The 16,173-nt window shown below is 34.6% G+C and carries 13 protein-coding genes; all 13 read left to right on the top strand.

Annotated elements, in window-relative coordinates; all coding sequences use genetic code 11:
- Positions 1-77: 77 nt before the first annotated feature.
- The 13 genes from CHX27_RS03360 (at position 78) to CHX27_RS03285 (ending at position 15,778) form a co-directional block, all read left to right on the top strand.
- Positions 78-650 (top strand): GNAT family N-acetyltransferase, encoded by a 573-nt coding sequence (locus CHX27_RS03360; protein ID WP_094485358.1) that lies wholly within the window; start codon positions 78-80, stop codon positions 648-650.
- Between the two features lie 310 nt (positions 651-960).
- Positions 961-1,392: a hypothetical protein gene (locus CHX27_RS03355; RefSeq protein ID WP_094485357.1), complete on the top strand. Its 432-nt coding sequence runs from the start codon at positions 961-963 to the stop codon at positions 1,390-1,392.
- A gap of 9 nt (positions 1,393-1,401) precedes the next feature.
- On the top strand, positions 1,402-1,893 hold the full coding sequence (locus CHX27_RS03350) for a hypothetical protein (RefSeq protein WP_094485356.1): 492 nt from the start codon (positions 1,402-1,404) through the stop codon (positions 1,891-1,893).
- A gap of 166 nt (positions 1,894-2,059) precedes the next feature.
- A complete protein-coding gene (locus tag CHX27_RS03345) occupies positions 2,060-2,935 on the top strand; it encodes an SH3 domain-containing protein (RefSeq protein ID WP_094485355.1) in 876 nt (291 codons plus the stop codon).
- 181 nt (positions 2,936-3,116) lie between these two features.
- Positions 3,117-3,659, top strand: coding sequence for a hypothetical protein (locus tag CHX27_RS03335; protein ID WP_094485353.1), 543 nt, complete (start codon positions 3,117-3,119; stop codon positions 3,657-3,659).
- Positions 3,656-4,576, top strand: coding sequence for a restriction endonuclease (locus CHX27_RS03330; protein ID WP_094485352.1), 921 nt, complete (start codon positions 3,656-3,658; stop codon positions 4,574-4,576). The genes CHX27_RS03335 and CHX27_RS03330 overlap by 4 nt, the downstream gene beginning before the upstream one ends.
- Positions 4,577-4,761: 185 nt before the next feature.
- Positions 4,762-6,501 carry a DUF1573 domain-containing protein gene (locus CHX27_RS03320; RefSeq protein ID WP_094485350.1) on the top strand — a complete coding sequence of 580 codons (1,740 nt, stop codon included), beginning with the start codon at positions 4,762-4,764 and terminating at the stop codon, positions 6,499-6,501.
- A 287-nt stretch (positions 6,502-6,788) separates the two neighbouring features.
- Positions 6,789-8,249, top strand: coding sequence for a DUF3375 domain-containing protein (locus CHX27_RS03310; RefSeq protein ID WP_094485348.1), 1,461 nt, complete (start codon positions 6,789-6,791; stop codon positions 8,247-8,249).
- Positions 8,246-8,824 carry a DUF4194 domain-containing protein gene (locus CHX27_RS03305; RefSeq protein ID WP_094485347.1) on the top strand — a complete coding sequence of 193 codons (579 nt, stop codon included), beginning with the start codon at positions 8,246-8,248 and terminating at the stop codon, positions 8,822-8,824. The genes CHX27_RS03310 and CHX27_RS03305 overlap by 4 nt, the downstream gene beginning before the upstream one ends.
- A 37-nt stretch (positions 8,825-8,861) precedes the next feature.
- Positions 8,862-12,206, top strand: a complete 3,345-nt coding sequence (locus tag CHX27_RS03300) for an ATP-binding protein (protein WP_243388949.1) — start codon at positions 8,862-8,864, stop codon at positions 12,204-12,206.
- The gene (locus tag CHX27_RS03295; RefSeq protein ID WP_094485345.1) at positions 12,203-13,351 is read left to right on the top strand and encodes a Wadjet anti-phage system protein JetD domain-containing protein; all 1,149 of its coding nucleotides are present in this window, start codon (positions 12,203-12,205) and stop codon (positions 13,349-13,351) included. Before CHX27_RS03300 ends, CHX27_RS03295 begins: the two co-directional genes overlap by 4 nt.
- A gap of 283 nt (positions 13,352-13,634) precedes the next feature.
- On the top strand, positions 13,635-14,423 hold the full coding sequence (locus CHX27_RS03290; protein WP_133063404.1) for a hypothetical protein: 789 nt from the start codon (positions 13,635-13,637) through the stop codon (positions 14,421-14,423).
- A gap of 206 nt (positions 14,424-14,629) precedes the next feature.
- Positions 14,630-15,778: a Gfo/Idh/MocA family protein gene (locus CHX27_RS03285; protein WP_094485343.1), complete on the top strand. Its 1,149-nt coding sequence runs from the start codon at positions 14,630-14,632 to the stop codon at positions 15,776-15,778.
- Positions 15,779-16,173 lie beyond the last annotated feature (395 nt).

The following is a 16,173-nucleotide window of genomic DNA, read 5'->3' as shown; positions in this document are numbered from 1 at the left end:
TTCGATTGAACTTTTGTGCTAAAAATCCCCGCCTTCGGCAATACCAAGAACGTTAGCTGTCATTGTAAAGACAATCTATGCAAACAGAAAATACAGAATTCACATTGGACACTTTTCCAATATTAAGTACTGAACGACTTGACCTTGTTGAAATTAAGCAAATTCATCTAGGCGACCTTTTTAAATTATTTGGTGACGAAAACGTAACAAGATTTTACAATCTTTTACCACTTAAAAGTGAACAAGAGGCGCAGAAATCTATTGACTGGTTTCAAACTCGTTTCAAAGACAAATTAGGTATTCGTTGGGGAATTGCAATTAAAGGACAAAAGAATATAATTGGGACAATCGGGTTTAATAATTTCACTAAACGACACAGAGCAAATATCGGTTATGACTTGCAGACAGAGTATTGGAATAAAGGTTATATAACCGAAGCTTTAAAGACAGTAATAAATTTTGGTTTTAGACAACTTGAAATAAACAGAATCGAAGCAGAGGTAATGCAAGGAAATATTATTTCTGAAAAGGTTTTAGAAAAATTGAACTTTAAGAGCGAAGGAGTTTTAAGAGAATGGATGTTTTGGAATGAAAGACATTACGACATGACAATGTTTTCACTTTTAAAAACTGATTATGACGCTAAATAAACAACGAACAGCTAACAGGCGTTTGGCAAAAAAGCGGGTTCAGTGCTTAAATGAAGCTTTGTGCTTCGTATGAAGTTCAGTGCTGAAAGAAAGTTTTGTACTCCGCAATTCGTTTTTTTCGCCAATCGCCAAAACGTTAGCAGATATTGTTGAAAAACTGAACGTGAAAAAGGAACTTCTACAAAAATCTAACTCGAACAAAATATTTGTTAACGGCGGGAAATAAGCTGAACAACCGAAAGCCGTAAATGACTTTTTACACCAAAAAAGCATAAAATAAAGTAAGCACAAAACAAAATTCTATTTTTTAATGAAAACAAAATTTTTCAAAGCGACAATTTTAGCATTATTAACTATTTTTACAATTTCTTGCTCAAAAGATGACGATTCAAGTTCAACAGAAACAGGTGGCGGTTCTTCTACAACAACAAACACTTGGGTTAAATTAACAGCTACAACTTCAACAGGTGTTGTAAAACCAAACTACATTATTATGATGTTTGACCAACCTGTAACTTCATCAAGTGCTTTGCCACCAATTAAAAAACAAGTAACAACAGATGCGAATGGTTTAGCATATTTTGATTTAAATTCAATGATTACAAGCACTACTCCAACAACTTATTATTTTGAAGCTTTTGTTTCTAATGGTTCAGGCGGTTATATTTGGAAAAGTGTAACTCATTATCAAACAAATTTAGCAAAAGGAACAATGGCAACAAGTTCAATAATCGTAAACTAAAATAAAACAATGAAAAACAAAATTTTACTTTTTGGCTTAACTCTAACTTTAGCAAGTTGCGGTAGTTGGAACAGAATTGGAGATTTAACAACAATCGGAAACAGAAATGTTGATGACAGCAAAAAATATACATTATTAACTCGTGAAGTTGAAGCAGTTGCCGAAGCAGACGCTGACGCAATGGAACAAGCAGTTGATAACTTAACCAAAAAATATGAAGGCGAATTTTTGCGAAACGTAAAAGTTTATGTGAAAAGTAACGGAAAAAAAGTCAAAGTTGTTGGTGATGTTTGGGGAACACAAAATACTTTAATAAATGTTTCAACAGAAGCAAACGTAAAAGTTATTTTAAATGTTGGCGACAGCGTAGTTTTTAAAAGAAAAGGAAAACTTACTGACGGAAAAATTATTGGTGTAAATTCTAACTTGGTGATTGTTGAATATGATGGTAACAAAAAAGTAGAATTGAAATACGATGAAGTAACGAAAACTAACAAATAAAATTACAACATCTGCTAACAGCAGTTTGGCAAAATGGCGGGTTCAGTGCTAAATTGAACATTTGGTTCTCAAATAAACATTAGTACTAAAATGAAAGTAAGTGCATCTAAATCCGCCACTTCGCCAAGCTGCAAACCGTTATAAGCCATTTTAAAACGACACACCAATGAAAAAAATCTTTACAATTTTACTCACACTGACAATCGGTTTAACTTCATTTTCACAAATTGACTTTAACAACTACAAGCATCTATACAAAAAAACTTGTTACGGTAGCGGGCCCACTTATTATACTACACGAAAACTGAATGTCTATGAAAGTATGAGCACAGAAAGTGCTATAAGTAGCGAAATTCCAAGTGGTGTTGCGGTAGAAGTAACAAATTCATTTTTTGGCGAACACGGTTGGTGGGAAGTTTGCTATTGGGGAGAAACAGGTTGGGTAAAAAAAGCATACTTGACTAAAAAGCAACCTGTTCAAAAAACTCCAACTTATCAAGATGACAGCGATAACTCATCAATTAATTCTACAGACCAAGACACCGATGTTGGTTTTGAACCTTTTTTGGCAAAGGCAAATACATCGGCAAACTTCAGAACTGCACCATCGAAAAGCAGCAGCGTAATTAGACAACTACCAGCAGGGACACAACTTTATATTTTTTCAAAACAGGATGCCAATGGTTTTTACAAAGCGATTGACATCAAAACTGGTAAAATTGGTTGGGTAAGTAAAAGCCTTGTAAAGTGGACTGGCGAAGCAGACATTAATTACAGTGGGGCTTTCCGAAGCACAGGCTCAACATCCAATTATAATTCAGATGTAATAATAAGGAATAAATCTTCTTATCAAATAACTCTTGTAGTTGGCGGACAGACCTTCTATTTAAGTCCAAATTCAACAGAGACAAAATCCATTTCACCTGGTCAAATGTACTACATCGCAACTGCACCCGGTGTAATTCCAACATCAGGATATCAGACATTTGGTTCATATCAGGGCTATGAATGGGAATTTTGGGTAGAAACAAGACGATACTAAATGACATTAGCAAAAAACAGCTTATAACATGGGCTTTGCGTCAGGCGGGCTGCCGTGCAAACTTGAGTTTTGTGCAAGCAATAAACTTTAGTAATAAATTGAAACTTTGTGCTCCGAAACCCGCCCTAACGCAAAGCCCAAAACCGTTAGCGTGCAGCCTAAAACACGACACAGTAAATAAATGACAGACTTCAAAACATATTACAGTTCAAAATTTCGACAAGATATTAACCAGTTCTTTTCGACAATTCCAGATGATAGTAGGTTTCACGAAGACAAAGACAAAAAACAAATTTTTTCAATTCAACACGAAAGATTGACCCCTTCAAAAAATCATTTGGACTTTTTGGACAAAGATGGAAAAGAGTATTTTGGTGTTGCTCTTTTCTTTACAGTTTTGACGGATATGGTTTGCTATACTTATTACAAAAACAATTATGAAAATTTCCAAAGTTTGACACGTTACCCAAAACTAATTGGAAATTGTTTAAGTTGGTGTCGCTTTCATTTGCACCCGAGAGACATTTTTTATGCAATGAAGCAAGGAAGAAAACCGTCTGAACCACAGCTATTATTTATTGACAAGTTTTCTGACGCAATTGACACAATGAAAGAAGAAACAATTGAATTTTTTAAAGAACATTTACCCGAAGTGAACGGAGATATTTTTTGGGAAAAATGCCAAAAAGAATTTCCATATAGACCACAAACAGAAAAAATATGATACCAGACTACCAATCCTTAATGCTTCCATTGCTCAAACTTGTTTCGGACGGACAAGAACACAAATACAGAGACTTGATTGAAAGTTTGGCTATTGAATTTGAAGTTACAGACGAAGAAAGAAAAGAACTTTTGGCAAGTGGCAACCAAGCCATTTTTGACAACAGAGTTGGTTGGGCTAAGACTTATCTAAAAAAAGCAGGACTTCTTGACTCTCCAAAACGTGCAACATTCGTAATCACCGACCTTGGCAGACAGACTTTAACAAAAAATCCAGACCGAGTTGATGCAAAGTATTTAAGACAGTTTCCTGCATTTTTAGCGTTTCAAAACGCTTCGAGAAGCAATAACGAAAGCGAAGAAGATGAAACAACAATAATCGAGAACAACGAGCAAACACCCGAAGAGAGTTTAGACAAAGCATACCAACGAATAAGAAAATCTTTAGCATCCGAACTGCTTAACAAAGTTGTTGACCTCTCTCCTGCTTTTTTTGAGCGACTTGTTGTTGAACTTTTAGTTAAAATGGGTTATGGTGGTTCAATCAAAGACGCAGGAAAAGCAATGGGTAAAAGCGGTGACGAAGGAATAGACGGTACAATTAAAGAAGATAAACTTGGCTTAGACATCATTTACATTCAAGCAAAGCGTTGGAGACCAGGAAATGTTGTTGGCCGTCCTGAACTTCAAAAATTTGTTGGTGCACTTGCCGGACAAGGAGCCAAAAAAGGAATTTTCATAACGACATCAAATTTCACTAAAGAAGCATTGGAATACACACCGAGAAATGAAACTAAAATTGTTCTTATAGACGGTGAACAGTTGGCTCAACTAATGATTGACTACAATCTTGGTTGCACAACACAGCAGACTTATGAACTTAAAAAAATAGACAGCGACTATTTTGGAGAAGAATAAAACATACGGACAGACAGAAGGCCGACCCGCTAACATGCGTTTGGCGTCATGCGGGGTAAAGTGCTTAAATTCAAGTTCAGTTTTTCAAATCAACTTTAGTGCAGGATTGACAGTTTTGTGCCCTGAAATCCCGCACGAACGCCAAGCGCCAAACCGTTGTGTGCTATTTTTACAACACTGCAAAAATGAAAAAAATTAATCTAACCAGAAATTTTAGAATACTTGTAACACTAACCTGTCTATTGTTTTCAAGTTACTTATGTTTCGCACAGCCAAAAATAAAGTTTGATAAAAGAGAGTATACAATGAACCGTGTCAGAGTTGGTGAAAGTGCTGTAATAAAAATTCCTTTTAAAAACATTGGCGACAAACCTTTAATCATAATTAGCGCGCAAGGAAGCGGCCCTAATGTTGTCAGTAAGCCTAGTGAACCAATAGCCCCAAACAGGATCGGCTACATAACTGTAAAAATGCCTACCGCCTTTCCTGGAAAATTTACCAAATCTGCCACCATACGCACTAATGCAGACGACATAACAACTGTGCTAACCCTAAAGCTTCAGGTTATTGCAGACACAAAACCTGAGCTTTCTAAATGTAACGTCTTCATTCAAAGCGATTCAATTGATAATCAAAGAAAAAACAAGTTAATTCTTCTTCGCAAACTTGTAAATGATACTATTATTATGAATCATTATTTTACAAAATACCAACTGGAATCCTTTACTGATTATTACAAAAAAAGAAATGTTAGTCTGTATTACGAAACTTTTGAAGATAGCATGTATATAAAATTGGATGAAACCTTTAATATAATACATAGTGTACACTATGGTAGAGAAAAACAACTTGGTATTATTTTCGGAAAAAAGGATAGTATTAATTTAGAATTGATTGATAAAAGAGATGCAGCAGTCAAGAGGTACAATCCTTTAATTCCAATTCAAAAAACACCTCGGAAGTTTTTTTTAAAAGGAAATCCAAATCAGAACTTTACACTCCGATTAGATTATGAAGCAAATGAAACTGAGAATGACAACACCGTTTGTACCAAGCAACTATTTGGTGAACAAATGTTGAAGATATCTAAAAACTACATGTATGATGATAAAGTGACTAATACTTTTAATTTGAACGTTGGAGATGAAATGCAACTTTTGTATAGAGGTAAAAGAATTAACGAGCAAACTAAAGCTGAAGAGTTCTATGATTACAAATTTAAAGAGTGCAAATACATTTCAGATACTATTGTTAATGGTAAAAGTGCAAAACTATTTACTCTTTATACTAATAGTAACTTTATAGGAAGTGATAAATATGAAAAGAAAGTACACTGTTTTATTGATAATGACAGTATTTATTATGATAAAGAACCTCATAATACCAACGGATTAAAGATTCAGCAATATAAAACAGAAATGAAAATATTGGATGACAACTCTGTTTTCTTTCAGGTTGTCTACAGGCAAGATTTTAGTAATCGACAACTTCCATTGGTAACACAATACAAGTACGCGCCAAATTATCGTTATGAATATTTTATTGTACCTTCTTTTCCATTCAAGTTTTATGAAGATCCAGATTATATAGAAAGTGTCTCTTATTTAAAGCGTGGAAAATCAGAATATGGAGTTAAAAAAGAAAGGACTAATCCAACCGATAGTAATTTGGTATTGTGGATAAAGCAGACTGGAAAACATAAAATTAAGGTAACTTATAGACTGGTTGAGCCATGCAAAATAAACATGCGACTACAGAATAAATCCAAGATGATAACTATTTTTACTAAAAGAAAGAAACCCGGTATGTATACTTATAACATAAAGTCGAAAATGTTACAGCCCGGTAATGAATATTTACTTTATCTTTCCTATTTCGAAGAACATAAAGAAGGTCATGGTATGAGCTATTTTGAAATGTATTAAAACAGCACACAACAGCGGTTTTGCGCAATTGCTGGTTTCTATTTTTACGTGTTCACGAAAAACGTTTATCTTTAACAGAAAATAATCCGTTCGCTGGCATCGCAACTGTCGCAAAGCCGCATCCCGTTACCACCAATGCTAAAAAGACAACGACAGTGAACAAAATGAACGACAGAAATTTAATGCCAACCGCACATTCAGGCACATTTGCTTGCCCCAACCCACAAGCGACAGCTTCGCAAGCAAAAGAGCCTGAATTTTTGCCAACACACAGAAACTAATTATATATGACCGACATTTCTCAAATAATAAACACGCTAAACACTTCGCCAAGTGTTGGTTTGTTACGTTTACGAAACAGAGAAATGATTATTGAATTTCTAGTAAGAACTTTCGTTAATAAACAAAGCTCCATTTCATCTGAAAATATTCATTCTCAATTAGCCGACTTTTTAGAAGGACTGAGAATTGAAATTGATGAAGAAAGTGAAATCAATTTTTTCGACACCTATGAAGAAAAGGCCAAAAAGTATATTCAAAACTGGACTAACAATGGCTTTTTGACGAATTATCCTGATGAACAAGGTGAAGTTTTTTACGAACTTTCTTCACATTCAAGCAAAACCATAGATTGGTTGGCAAGTTTGAAAAAGGAAGAGTTTGTTGGTACTGAATCCAAATTCAACAACATACTGAATCAATTGAAAGAGTTGGTTGAGTTTACCAATGAAGATGCTGAAAAGCGAATTCAGTTGTTGGAAGAGAAAAAACTAGAAATTGAACAACAAATTCAACGAATAAAAATTGGAGAATACGTAAAAGTATTTGAAGAATTTGAAATCGTACCACGTTTTAATCAACTCAATCAATCTGCTAAAGAATTATTATCTGACTTTAAAGAAGTTGAAGACAACTTTAAAGAAATTACAAAAGGGATTTATCAAAAACACGCTGACGGCAGTCTATCCAAAAGTGACATACTGGAATTTACTTTTGATGCACTTGAATCATTGAAAGAAAGCCAACAAGGAAAAAGCTTTTACGCCTTTTGGTCATTCATATTGAATCCAGAATTACAGCACAAATGGGAAAGCTTGACTAAAGATTTATACACGACTTTGGAAGAAAAATCAATTCCTATAAAGGATACATTCCTAATAGGAATGAAAAGACATCTTCATAGTTCGGGACAAAAGGTTTACAAAGCCAATGATAAAATGGCTGAAAAACTAAGCCGTATAATTCGTGAGAATGAAAGTTCTAAATCAGAAGCCACGAAAAAAGTAATTCAAGACATTAAAAAACAACTTGTAGAAATCAGTAAATCCAAGAATAAACCTGATATTTCATTTGAATTAGAAACAGCAACAGATATAAATATTCCATTTGAACGCAAACTCACGAAAGAGCAATCCGAAGAAGTTACATATACCAACAGACCCAAAATTGCCAATGAAGATATTACATCATCTAATCAATTAGGACGGCTGTTTTCACAGACTAATATTGATAAAGAATTGTTGAGAAAAAGAGTGAAAGATGTACTTAAAGAAAAGTCGCAGACCACACTTTTAGAAATTGTAGAAAATTATGGTGGTCTTGAAAAAGGGCTGCCTGAGTTGTTCGGTTATATAGGCATTGTGAAAGAATTCAAACATATTATCAATCCTGATAAAACCCAAAGCATCATTTTTGATGCAGACAACCGCAAACAAATTAAAATCCCTGAAATTATTTTGACCAAATGAGCAGTTTAGAAAAGCATATTACTCCTTATAGCAAAGCCATTGTAAGGTTGTTGAAATCAACGGTTGAACGAAACTCAAATGTTTGGGATGATGTAATCAATTATCAAAACGAAATCCAGGACTACATTAGTAAAATTGGTTTAGAGTTAATCGTTAATAAGGATGAAGGATTTGCTTTTGTAAAGCAACTTGAAGATAATGAAGGAAACACCCTCGGATTAGTTCAAAGGCGACAAATCGGTTTTGAAACCTCTATTGTGCTTGTTGTTCTAAGGCAAAGCCTAGAAGATTTTGACAGCAATCCTACACAATTGGCAACCGAAAAATTTATCACAAATACAGAAATAAAAGACGAGTTAGAATTATTTCTTCCAGAAAAATATAACAAAGTCAAATTCATAAAAGAACTTGATAAGTATATCAATGCGGCTGTTGATTTGGGCTACTTGAAAGAAATAAACAAGAAAGACAATGAAGCGAAATACCAAATACACAGAATTATTAAAGAAAAAATCACTCTTGATATTTTACAAGATTTTGAAAATAAGTTAAAAGATTATGTTGAGTCTGTTTAGTACAAGTTCCGACAAAGCGGGGTTCAGACTTCAATATATGGAAGTTTACAACTGGGGAACATTTAATGAAAAGGTTTTTAGAATAAATCCGAAAGCAAATAATTCACTTTTGACTGGTGCAAACGCATCTGGAAAGAGCACATACATTGACGCATTGCTTACTCTAATTGTTCCTGCAAAGAAAGACCGTTTTTACAATCAATCTTCGGGTGTTGAGAAAAAAGGCGACCGTACTGAAGAAACCTATGTATTGGGGCATTACGGAAACATTCAAGAAGAAGGAAAAACTTCTACTTCTACACAAAAATTGCGTGATACAAATACATATTCAGTAATTCTTGCTTCATTCTCCAATGCAGACCAAAAACAAATTACACTTTTTCAATTACGTTGGTTTTCGAATAATGAATTAAGGCGCCAATTCGGTATTGCCCACGTTCCTCTTGAAGTAGAATCTGATTTTGGTCAATTTGATTCAAAAGGGAATTGGAAAAAGGTTTTAGATAAAAAGTACAACTCGAATGTCACGAAGAAGAGAATTGAGTTCGTAGATGGACCTACTGCCTATGCTGAAAGAATGGCGGATTTATTTGGAATGCGTTCAATAAAAGCGTTGACTTTGTTCAATCAAGTTGTTGGAGTAAAGGTGTTGGAAGACTTAGATGATTTCATACGAACCAATATGTTGGAAGAACAAGATGCGGAAGCAGAGTTCATTCAACTAAAAGAGAGTTTCTTGACTTTAATGGATGCTAAAACCAACATTGAAAAGGCTAAAGAACAAATTGAACAACTAAAGCCAATTAATGAGATTGCAATAAAACTGACCAATATCAAAGCGGATTTGTTTCGATTGGAAAAGTCAAAAGAAACGGCAGTTTATTGGTTTGCAAATAAAGGTGTTGAGTTGGGTGAAATAGAACTGGAGAAATGTAAAGAAGAGTTGCAAAGATTAAATGATGAGTTAACTGCTTTACGTGATAAGGAAGAAAAACTAAAACAAGAAGAACGAACTATTTCGATTTCGATTGAAAAAGATGAAGTAGGAAGTAAAATCAAAGATTTAGAGAAGGATATTAGAACTCTTCAAACTCTAAAGGACAACAGAAGTCGAAAACTAGACGATTACAATAAACTTGCCCAAAACATTAAGTTCAGCACCAACCCAAGTGAAGAAACTTTTAACACGAACCGAGAAAGTGCGAAGCAATTAAAACAAAGCACGCAACATAATATTGATGTAGAAAATGAAAATCTTCGTGCATTTAAAAATGAAGAAGATAAACTAAAACAAGACACCGAAGATTTAGTAAAAACTATAAAAACGCTTCAAGAAAACAAGAATAATATTGCTGGGCGTGAAGCTGAAATACGAGATGAAATCATATCACACATTGGGGCAAGTAGAGAAGAAATCCCATTCATTGGAGAATTGATTAAAGTAAAGGATGATGAAATGAAGTGGGAATCATCAATTGAGAAAGTACTTCACAATTTCGCATTACGATTGATTGTTCCACCAAAGTACTATTCATCAGTGAATCAGTATGTGAACAACAATAATTTGAAAGGTAGAATTCGTTATGACAAGTATGAAGACCAAGACTATCTTAAAAATTTTAAGAACCATACTTTAAACGAAAAGTCGTTAATCAACAAAATTGAAATTAAGCCAAAAACACAATATTACGATTGGATTGAGAACTATTTAGAATCTCAATTTGATTTTGTTTGCGTAGCTAATCTTTCGGAATTTGAGCAATTTCACGAAATGGCAATTACTCAAAATGGCTTAATAAAATTCAAAAGGGGCAAACACGAAAAAGACGACCGACCACATATTACTCGAAAAGAAAATTATGTATTGGGATGGGATAACAAAGAAAAGATCTCTTCATTAAAGAAAGAATTAATCAATCTTCAAACTCAACAAACTGCAAATAAAAAAGCGATTGCAAGCAAAATAACCGAGATAAAAAACCTTGGGATTTTCAGAGATGATTGTCAGAGCTTGTTTTCAAAGTTCGATAAATACGATGAAATAGACTGGCAATCATATGCGAACGAGATTAAAGAAAAAACAGAACAGAAAGATAAACTAGAAAAAACAAATAATCGAGTAAAGCAACTTCAAGAAGATTTAAAAAAGGTTCATGACGCTTTGAAACAGCTTTCTGATGTTCAAGTTTTTAATAAGGGACAAGAAATATTTACCAAGAAAAATGAACTCGCCACGATTGAACAATCTATTAGGAGTAACAAATCTATTTATGAGCCATTAGGAATTGTTGATGTTTCAATGTTTGAAAAACAACATTCCGATTTGCTGAATATTGAATATGCAACCTTTGAAACAAGTCGTGAGAGATTCCAAAAGGAAAATTCAAGACAAACAAGAGTGCTTGAAGAACAAAAGCAAAGGAAGGAACGAGAAGTAATCATCAAGATAAACGATTTTAAACAACCTTCAGAAGCTATATTATACAAATTTAAGGATTGGCGTTCTGATGTTAATTCCCTGCCCGATTCAACACATTTAGAGTTAATCAGTGAATATCAGAATTTCTTAGGTAGGTTAGAAAATGATAATCTTCCAAAATTTGAAAAGAAATTCAATGACTATTTACAAGAAACTATTACCAACAAAGTTGGTGATTTTAGAATGTTCTTTGAAAACTGGTCAGACTCAATCAAGGAAAACATAAATCATTTAAACGAATCTTTAAAGGAGATTGACTTTAAAAATAAGCCCCAAACCTACATTCAACTTGTTGCACCAAACAAGGTAAATGATGAAGTAAAAGAGTTTCGAAATTTACTCAATGCGGCAGTTCCTAATATTAGAGAAGTTGATTCTTCAATTGATGGACGAAAGAATCATTTTTACAATCATATTGAACCGTTCATTTCAAAATTAGACAAAGAAGATTGGCGAAAAAAAGTAATGGACGTTCGTTTTTGGTTTAGCTACAAAGCCGAAGAGTTTTACAAAGAAACCAACCATAAATTCAAGACGTATGAAGCAATGGGGCAACTTTCGGGTGGAGAGAAAGCCCAACTTACTTATACGATTTTAGGTTCTGCAATTGCTTATCAGTTTGGTTTGACAAAAGAAGGGTTACAAAGTAATTCTTTCCGCTTTATTGCCATTGACGAAGCATTTAAAGCACAAGACGAAGACAAAGCACGTTATTTGATTACACTTTGTAAACAACTTCATTTGCAATTATTGGTTGTTACGCCAAGTGATAACATTCATATTGTAGAAAACGATATTTCATTTGTACATTTTGTGGAACGTAAAGAAGAAAGACATTCGTGGCTCTACGATATGCCGATTGAGCAATTCAAAGAAGAAAAAGCGAATTATCTGAATAAATGATTACGCCAAAAGAAATAAAAGATAAAACTGAAAGAAAGTATATTTCTTTTCTTCAATCATTGGTTGAGCAAGAACCTTTTAAAAAATTGGTTATTCGTGGAGATAAATCGTACACCAAATCATCATTACAAGAGTTTGAAAAAGAAATTCAGCACATCGTTAGCCAATCCAAAGAGAAAAAAGGTTTTGGCTACACTTTGGAATTTCAACAAGTAAAAACGAAACATTTAGGCACACAAGATTTGCCCACATCAATTTACTTTGATACTGAAAAAGATTTTTTGAAGTTTCTCGGTAAAGAGAATGAAGTTGATTCCTTCAAGTTAAATGTTGAGATAATCCTTCGGGAATTCCCTGAACTCAGAGAATGGATAATTAAAAATCCCAAAAAGGTCATTGGTAATGTAAATAAATGGCAAAACATTTTGCAAGTATGTCAATACTTCAAACAAAATCCCAAACCAAATTTCTATATCAGAGAATTGCCGATAAAAGTTCATACGAAATTTGTCGAGAGAAATAAAAGCATTATCAGGGAACTACTAGATGTTCTAATCTCGGAATACGTAAAAAGTGAAGAAAAAGAATTTGAAAATAGATTTAATTTAAAATACGCTGAACCTCAAATTCGGTTTAAGGTTCTTGACAAAAAAATATCAGACAGATTTTTTTCGGGAATTGATGATATTGCAATACCAGTTAGCCAATTTGAAAAATTGGATTTACCAATCTCTAAAGTATTGGTCGTAGAAAATAAGACAACTCTTTACACCACTTTAACACTTCCGAAAATGAATGACACCATTGCAATTTTTGGTAGTGGATTTAGTGTTTTCAATCTTAAAAATGTACGTTGGTTTGACAAACTTAAATTACTTTATTGGGGCGACATAGATGTTCAAGGCTTTGAAATTCTTTCACAATTCAGGACTTACTTTCCGCAGACAAAAAGTGTTTTAATGGACAAGCAAGCCTTTGACACGTTTTTTGAAAACGACAATGGAACACCGACAAACATTTCCATGAAACTTAACTTGACTAACGAAGAACAAGAGCTTTACGAGATTTTGAAAACAAACAACTGGAGACTTGAACAAGAGAAAATCCCATTAGAATATGTAAACAAATACTTTGACAATGAATAACCCAACCCTTCACAGCCACACACATTGCCAAGTCGCTCAAGCCAACACGCAAGCCAACACTTGGCAAAGAGTGTGTCTGTCCAACCGCACGACTGACCGACAAACGGACGAAGAAAAAGAAGCACTAGGCGGTAACAGGCGTTTGGCAAAATGGCGGGTTCAGTGCTAAATTGAACATTTGGTTTTCAAATGAACATTAGTGCTAAATTGAAGGTAAGTGCTTCGAAATCCGCCACTTCGCCAATCCGCGAACCGTTAGCTGTAAGTAAAATAAAACCATAAAGTGTCTAAACAAATGAAAGTATATCGCTTAATTGTAGTTTGTATTTTGATGGTAGGATGTCAAAATAATTTTACCCGAATTGCTTTAAAGAAGAACATTGAAAAATCTTCCCTTTTATTTCGTAAAGTAAATTCGGCTAACTATACTATTTACATTGAACAAAATCAACCATTTGTTGACAGCTTATATCAAAGTAAAGTTCAAAAAGCACTGGATCGAAGCAAGCAAATATTGAAAATTGACTCTTTAAATTTCAAATTTTCCTATGTCTTTGTGAATTCATCGAACTCAATGAAGTTAATTGCCAATAAGTACGAAGGGCAGGGTATTGCATTTGTTGAATCCAAGGTTGTAATAGAACAAGCTCAAATCAATTCTAATGGTTATGGGGCTCATGAACTTTTTCATTTAATTATTTATCACTATACCGGTGTACTTCCAAAAGATGGTTTTTCAAGTGAAGGGTTTGCTGTTTTTTCTGATGGTAAATGGTGGGGTTATAATTTACATTCTGTGGCAAATTATATTGTGAATAATAAACAGATAAGAATTTTGGATGTTATACAAGATTTTAGAAGAAATGAAATTGTTTCCTATCCAATAAGTGGCAGTTTTATTAAATTTATTTATGAGAAATATGGCTTAGAAACTGTCCTATATTGCTATAAGCATGGCATTATTAATACAGAACAATTCATTCACAAGAAAATTGACGAGTTGGAAAAAGAATGGCGAAATGAAATAAAAGAATGGGATTACAAAACAATCGATTACCCACTGAACAGATAATACTTACCTACAGCTAACAGGCGTTTGGCTCAATGGCGGGTGACGTGGTTAATTGAACATTCTACCTCGCATCAACTTTTGTGATGTATTGATAGTTTTGAGCTCCGAAATCCGCCACTGCGGCAATACCACAACCGTTAGCAGGCATTGTAAACGAACATTCAATAAAAAACAAACTAAGTGGGATAAATATGAGAGTTTTTAATATGATTTATATTCTATCATTTTGCGTTAGAAAAACAGACAATGTGATTATAAGCTCACTTATTCCATTAATTGGATTAGTGTGTTTAATCACAACAACTTCTACAGCCCAAAACAAACCACTTAGGGTTGGGGTAATTGGTTTGACGCACACCCACGTGCACTGGATTTTAGGAAGACCAGCAGACGACAAGGTTGAGATAGTAGGTATTGTGGAAAGCAATATGGAGTTGGCAAAACGATATACGCAACAACATGGTCTTTCCATGGATTTAGTATATCCTTCCACTGACGACCTTATCCAACATGCTAAACCTGAAGCAGTCCTTGCATTCGGTACTATTTATGATCACCTTGAAATTGTAGAAAAATTTGCGCCTTTGGGGATTCACGTGATGGTTGAAAAACCATTGGCAGTGAGTTTAGATCATGCAAAAAAAATGGAAGCTTTGGCAAAAAAGCATGGCATTTACCTTCTGACTAACTACGAAACCACATGGTATCCAACGGTACATTCGGCTCTTGAACTATTAAAAAAAGACAGTATTGGCACTTTGAGTCAACTAATAATACGAGACGGGCATAAAGGTCCCTTGAAAATAGGAGTAAATAGAGAGTTTTTAGAATGGCTCACCGATCCTGTTAAAAATGGAGGAGGGGCGATTACAGATTTCGGATGTTATGGAGCAAATATTGCCACCTGGATGATGAATGGAGAAAAGCCTTTATCCGTAGTAGCGGTAACCCAACAATTGCAAAATGAGAATAACCCTGAGGTTGATGACGAGTCAACCATCATTCTTACTTATAAGAACGCAAAAGCTACAATTCAGGCGTCCTGGAATTGGCCAATAGGCAGAAAAGACATGGAGGTGTATGGCAAGCATGGTGTTATATATGCTGATAATAGAAATGACCTTCGAATACGGATCGCAGAGGGTTATGACGGATATCAGGAAACCAAAAGAAGATTAAACGAACGCCCACCGCCTTATAATGATCCCTTTGGACTCTTTGCAGCAGTCATTAATAAAGAAATTTCTTTGCCACCGTATGATCTTTCCTCTCTTGAAAATAATATGATTGTGATGGAAATACTTGATGCCGCAAGGTTATCTGCAAAGAAAGGAAAAGCAGTTAAAATGCAATAACAACGACCTGCTAACACGGGTTTTGCGTCAGGCGGGTTGACGTGTAAACTTGGGGCTTTGTGCTTGTAATGAACTTTAGTAATAAATTGAAGCTTTGTGCCTCGAAACCCGCCCGAACGCAAAGCCAGCAACCGTTAGCACCAATTGTAAAATGACAGACTACAAAGAAATAAAGAAAGCTCTCGACAATTACTTAAACTCATTGACACAGTTGACAAAACTTGGAGTGACAATGNCATTTTTTTCCGGGTGAGCGACAGCAGCGGCATCCTTTACGGCGCTACGTTATTTCCACTATGCGTTCGCCGGAAAGATACAGCGAATGGCGCGACGGCGGTTCAGCGAAACGTTTGCGAAGCGCTACCATTGCACCGCCGGCACCCCCAAATAAAAAC

Source organism: Flavobacterium aurantiibacter (genome assembly GCF_002251775.1).
In the GTDB taxonomy this organism is placed as follows: Bacteria; Bacteroidota; Bacteroidia; order Flavobacteriales; family Flavobacteriaceae; genus Flavobacterium; species Flavobacterium aurantiibacter.
Note: the sequence above shows the minus strand (reverse complement) of the source record. Positions and strands in the feature narration are given on the sequence as shown.

Coding starts and splice junctions, on each gene's coding strand:
- CHX27_RS03335 (WP_094485353.1), top strand. CDS start 3,117: ATGACAGACTTCAAAACATATTACAGTTCAAAATTTCGACAAGATATT.
- CHX27_RS03305 (WP_094485347.1), top strand. CDS start 8,246: ATGAGCAGTTTAGAAAAGCATATTACTCCTTATAGCAAAGCCATTGTA.
- CHX27_RS03300 (WP_243388949.1), top strand. CDS start 8,862: ATGGAAGTTTACAACTGGGGAACATTTAATGAAAAGGTTTTTAGAATA.
- CHX27_RS03330 (WP_094485352.1), top strand. CDS start 3,656: ATGATACCAGACTACCAATCCTTAATGCTTCCATTGCTCAAACTTGTT.
- CHX27_RS03310 (WP_094485348.1), top strand. CDS start 6,789: ATGACCGACATTTCTCAAATAATAAACACGCTAAACACTTCGCCAAGT.
- CHX27_RS03285 (WP_094485343.1), top strand. CDS start 14,630: ATGATTTATATTCTATCATTTTGCGTTAGAAAAACAGACAATGTGATT.
- CHX27_RS03295 (WP_094485345.1), top strand. CDS start 12,203: ATGATTACGCCAAAAGAAATAAAAGATAAAACTGAAAGAAAGTATATT.
- CHX27_RS03360 (WP_094485358.1), top strand. CDS start 78: ATGCAAACAGAAAATACAGAATTCACATTGGACACTTTTCCAATATTA.
- CHX27_RS03320 (WP_094485350.1), top strand. CDS start 4,762: ATGAAAAAAATTAATCTAACCAGAAATTTTAGAATACTTGTAACACTA.
- CHX27_RS03350 (WP_094485356.1), top strand. CDS start 1,402: ATGAAAAACAAAATTTTACTTTTTGGCTTAACTCTAACTTTAGCAAGT.
- CHX27_RS03355 (WP_094485357.1), top strand. CDS start 961: ATGAAAACAAAATTTTTCAAAGCGACAATTTTAGCATTATTAACTATT.
- CHX27_RS03345 (WP_094485355.1), top strand. CDS start 2,060: ATGAAAAAAATCTTTACAATTTTACTCACACTGACAATCGGTTTAACT.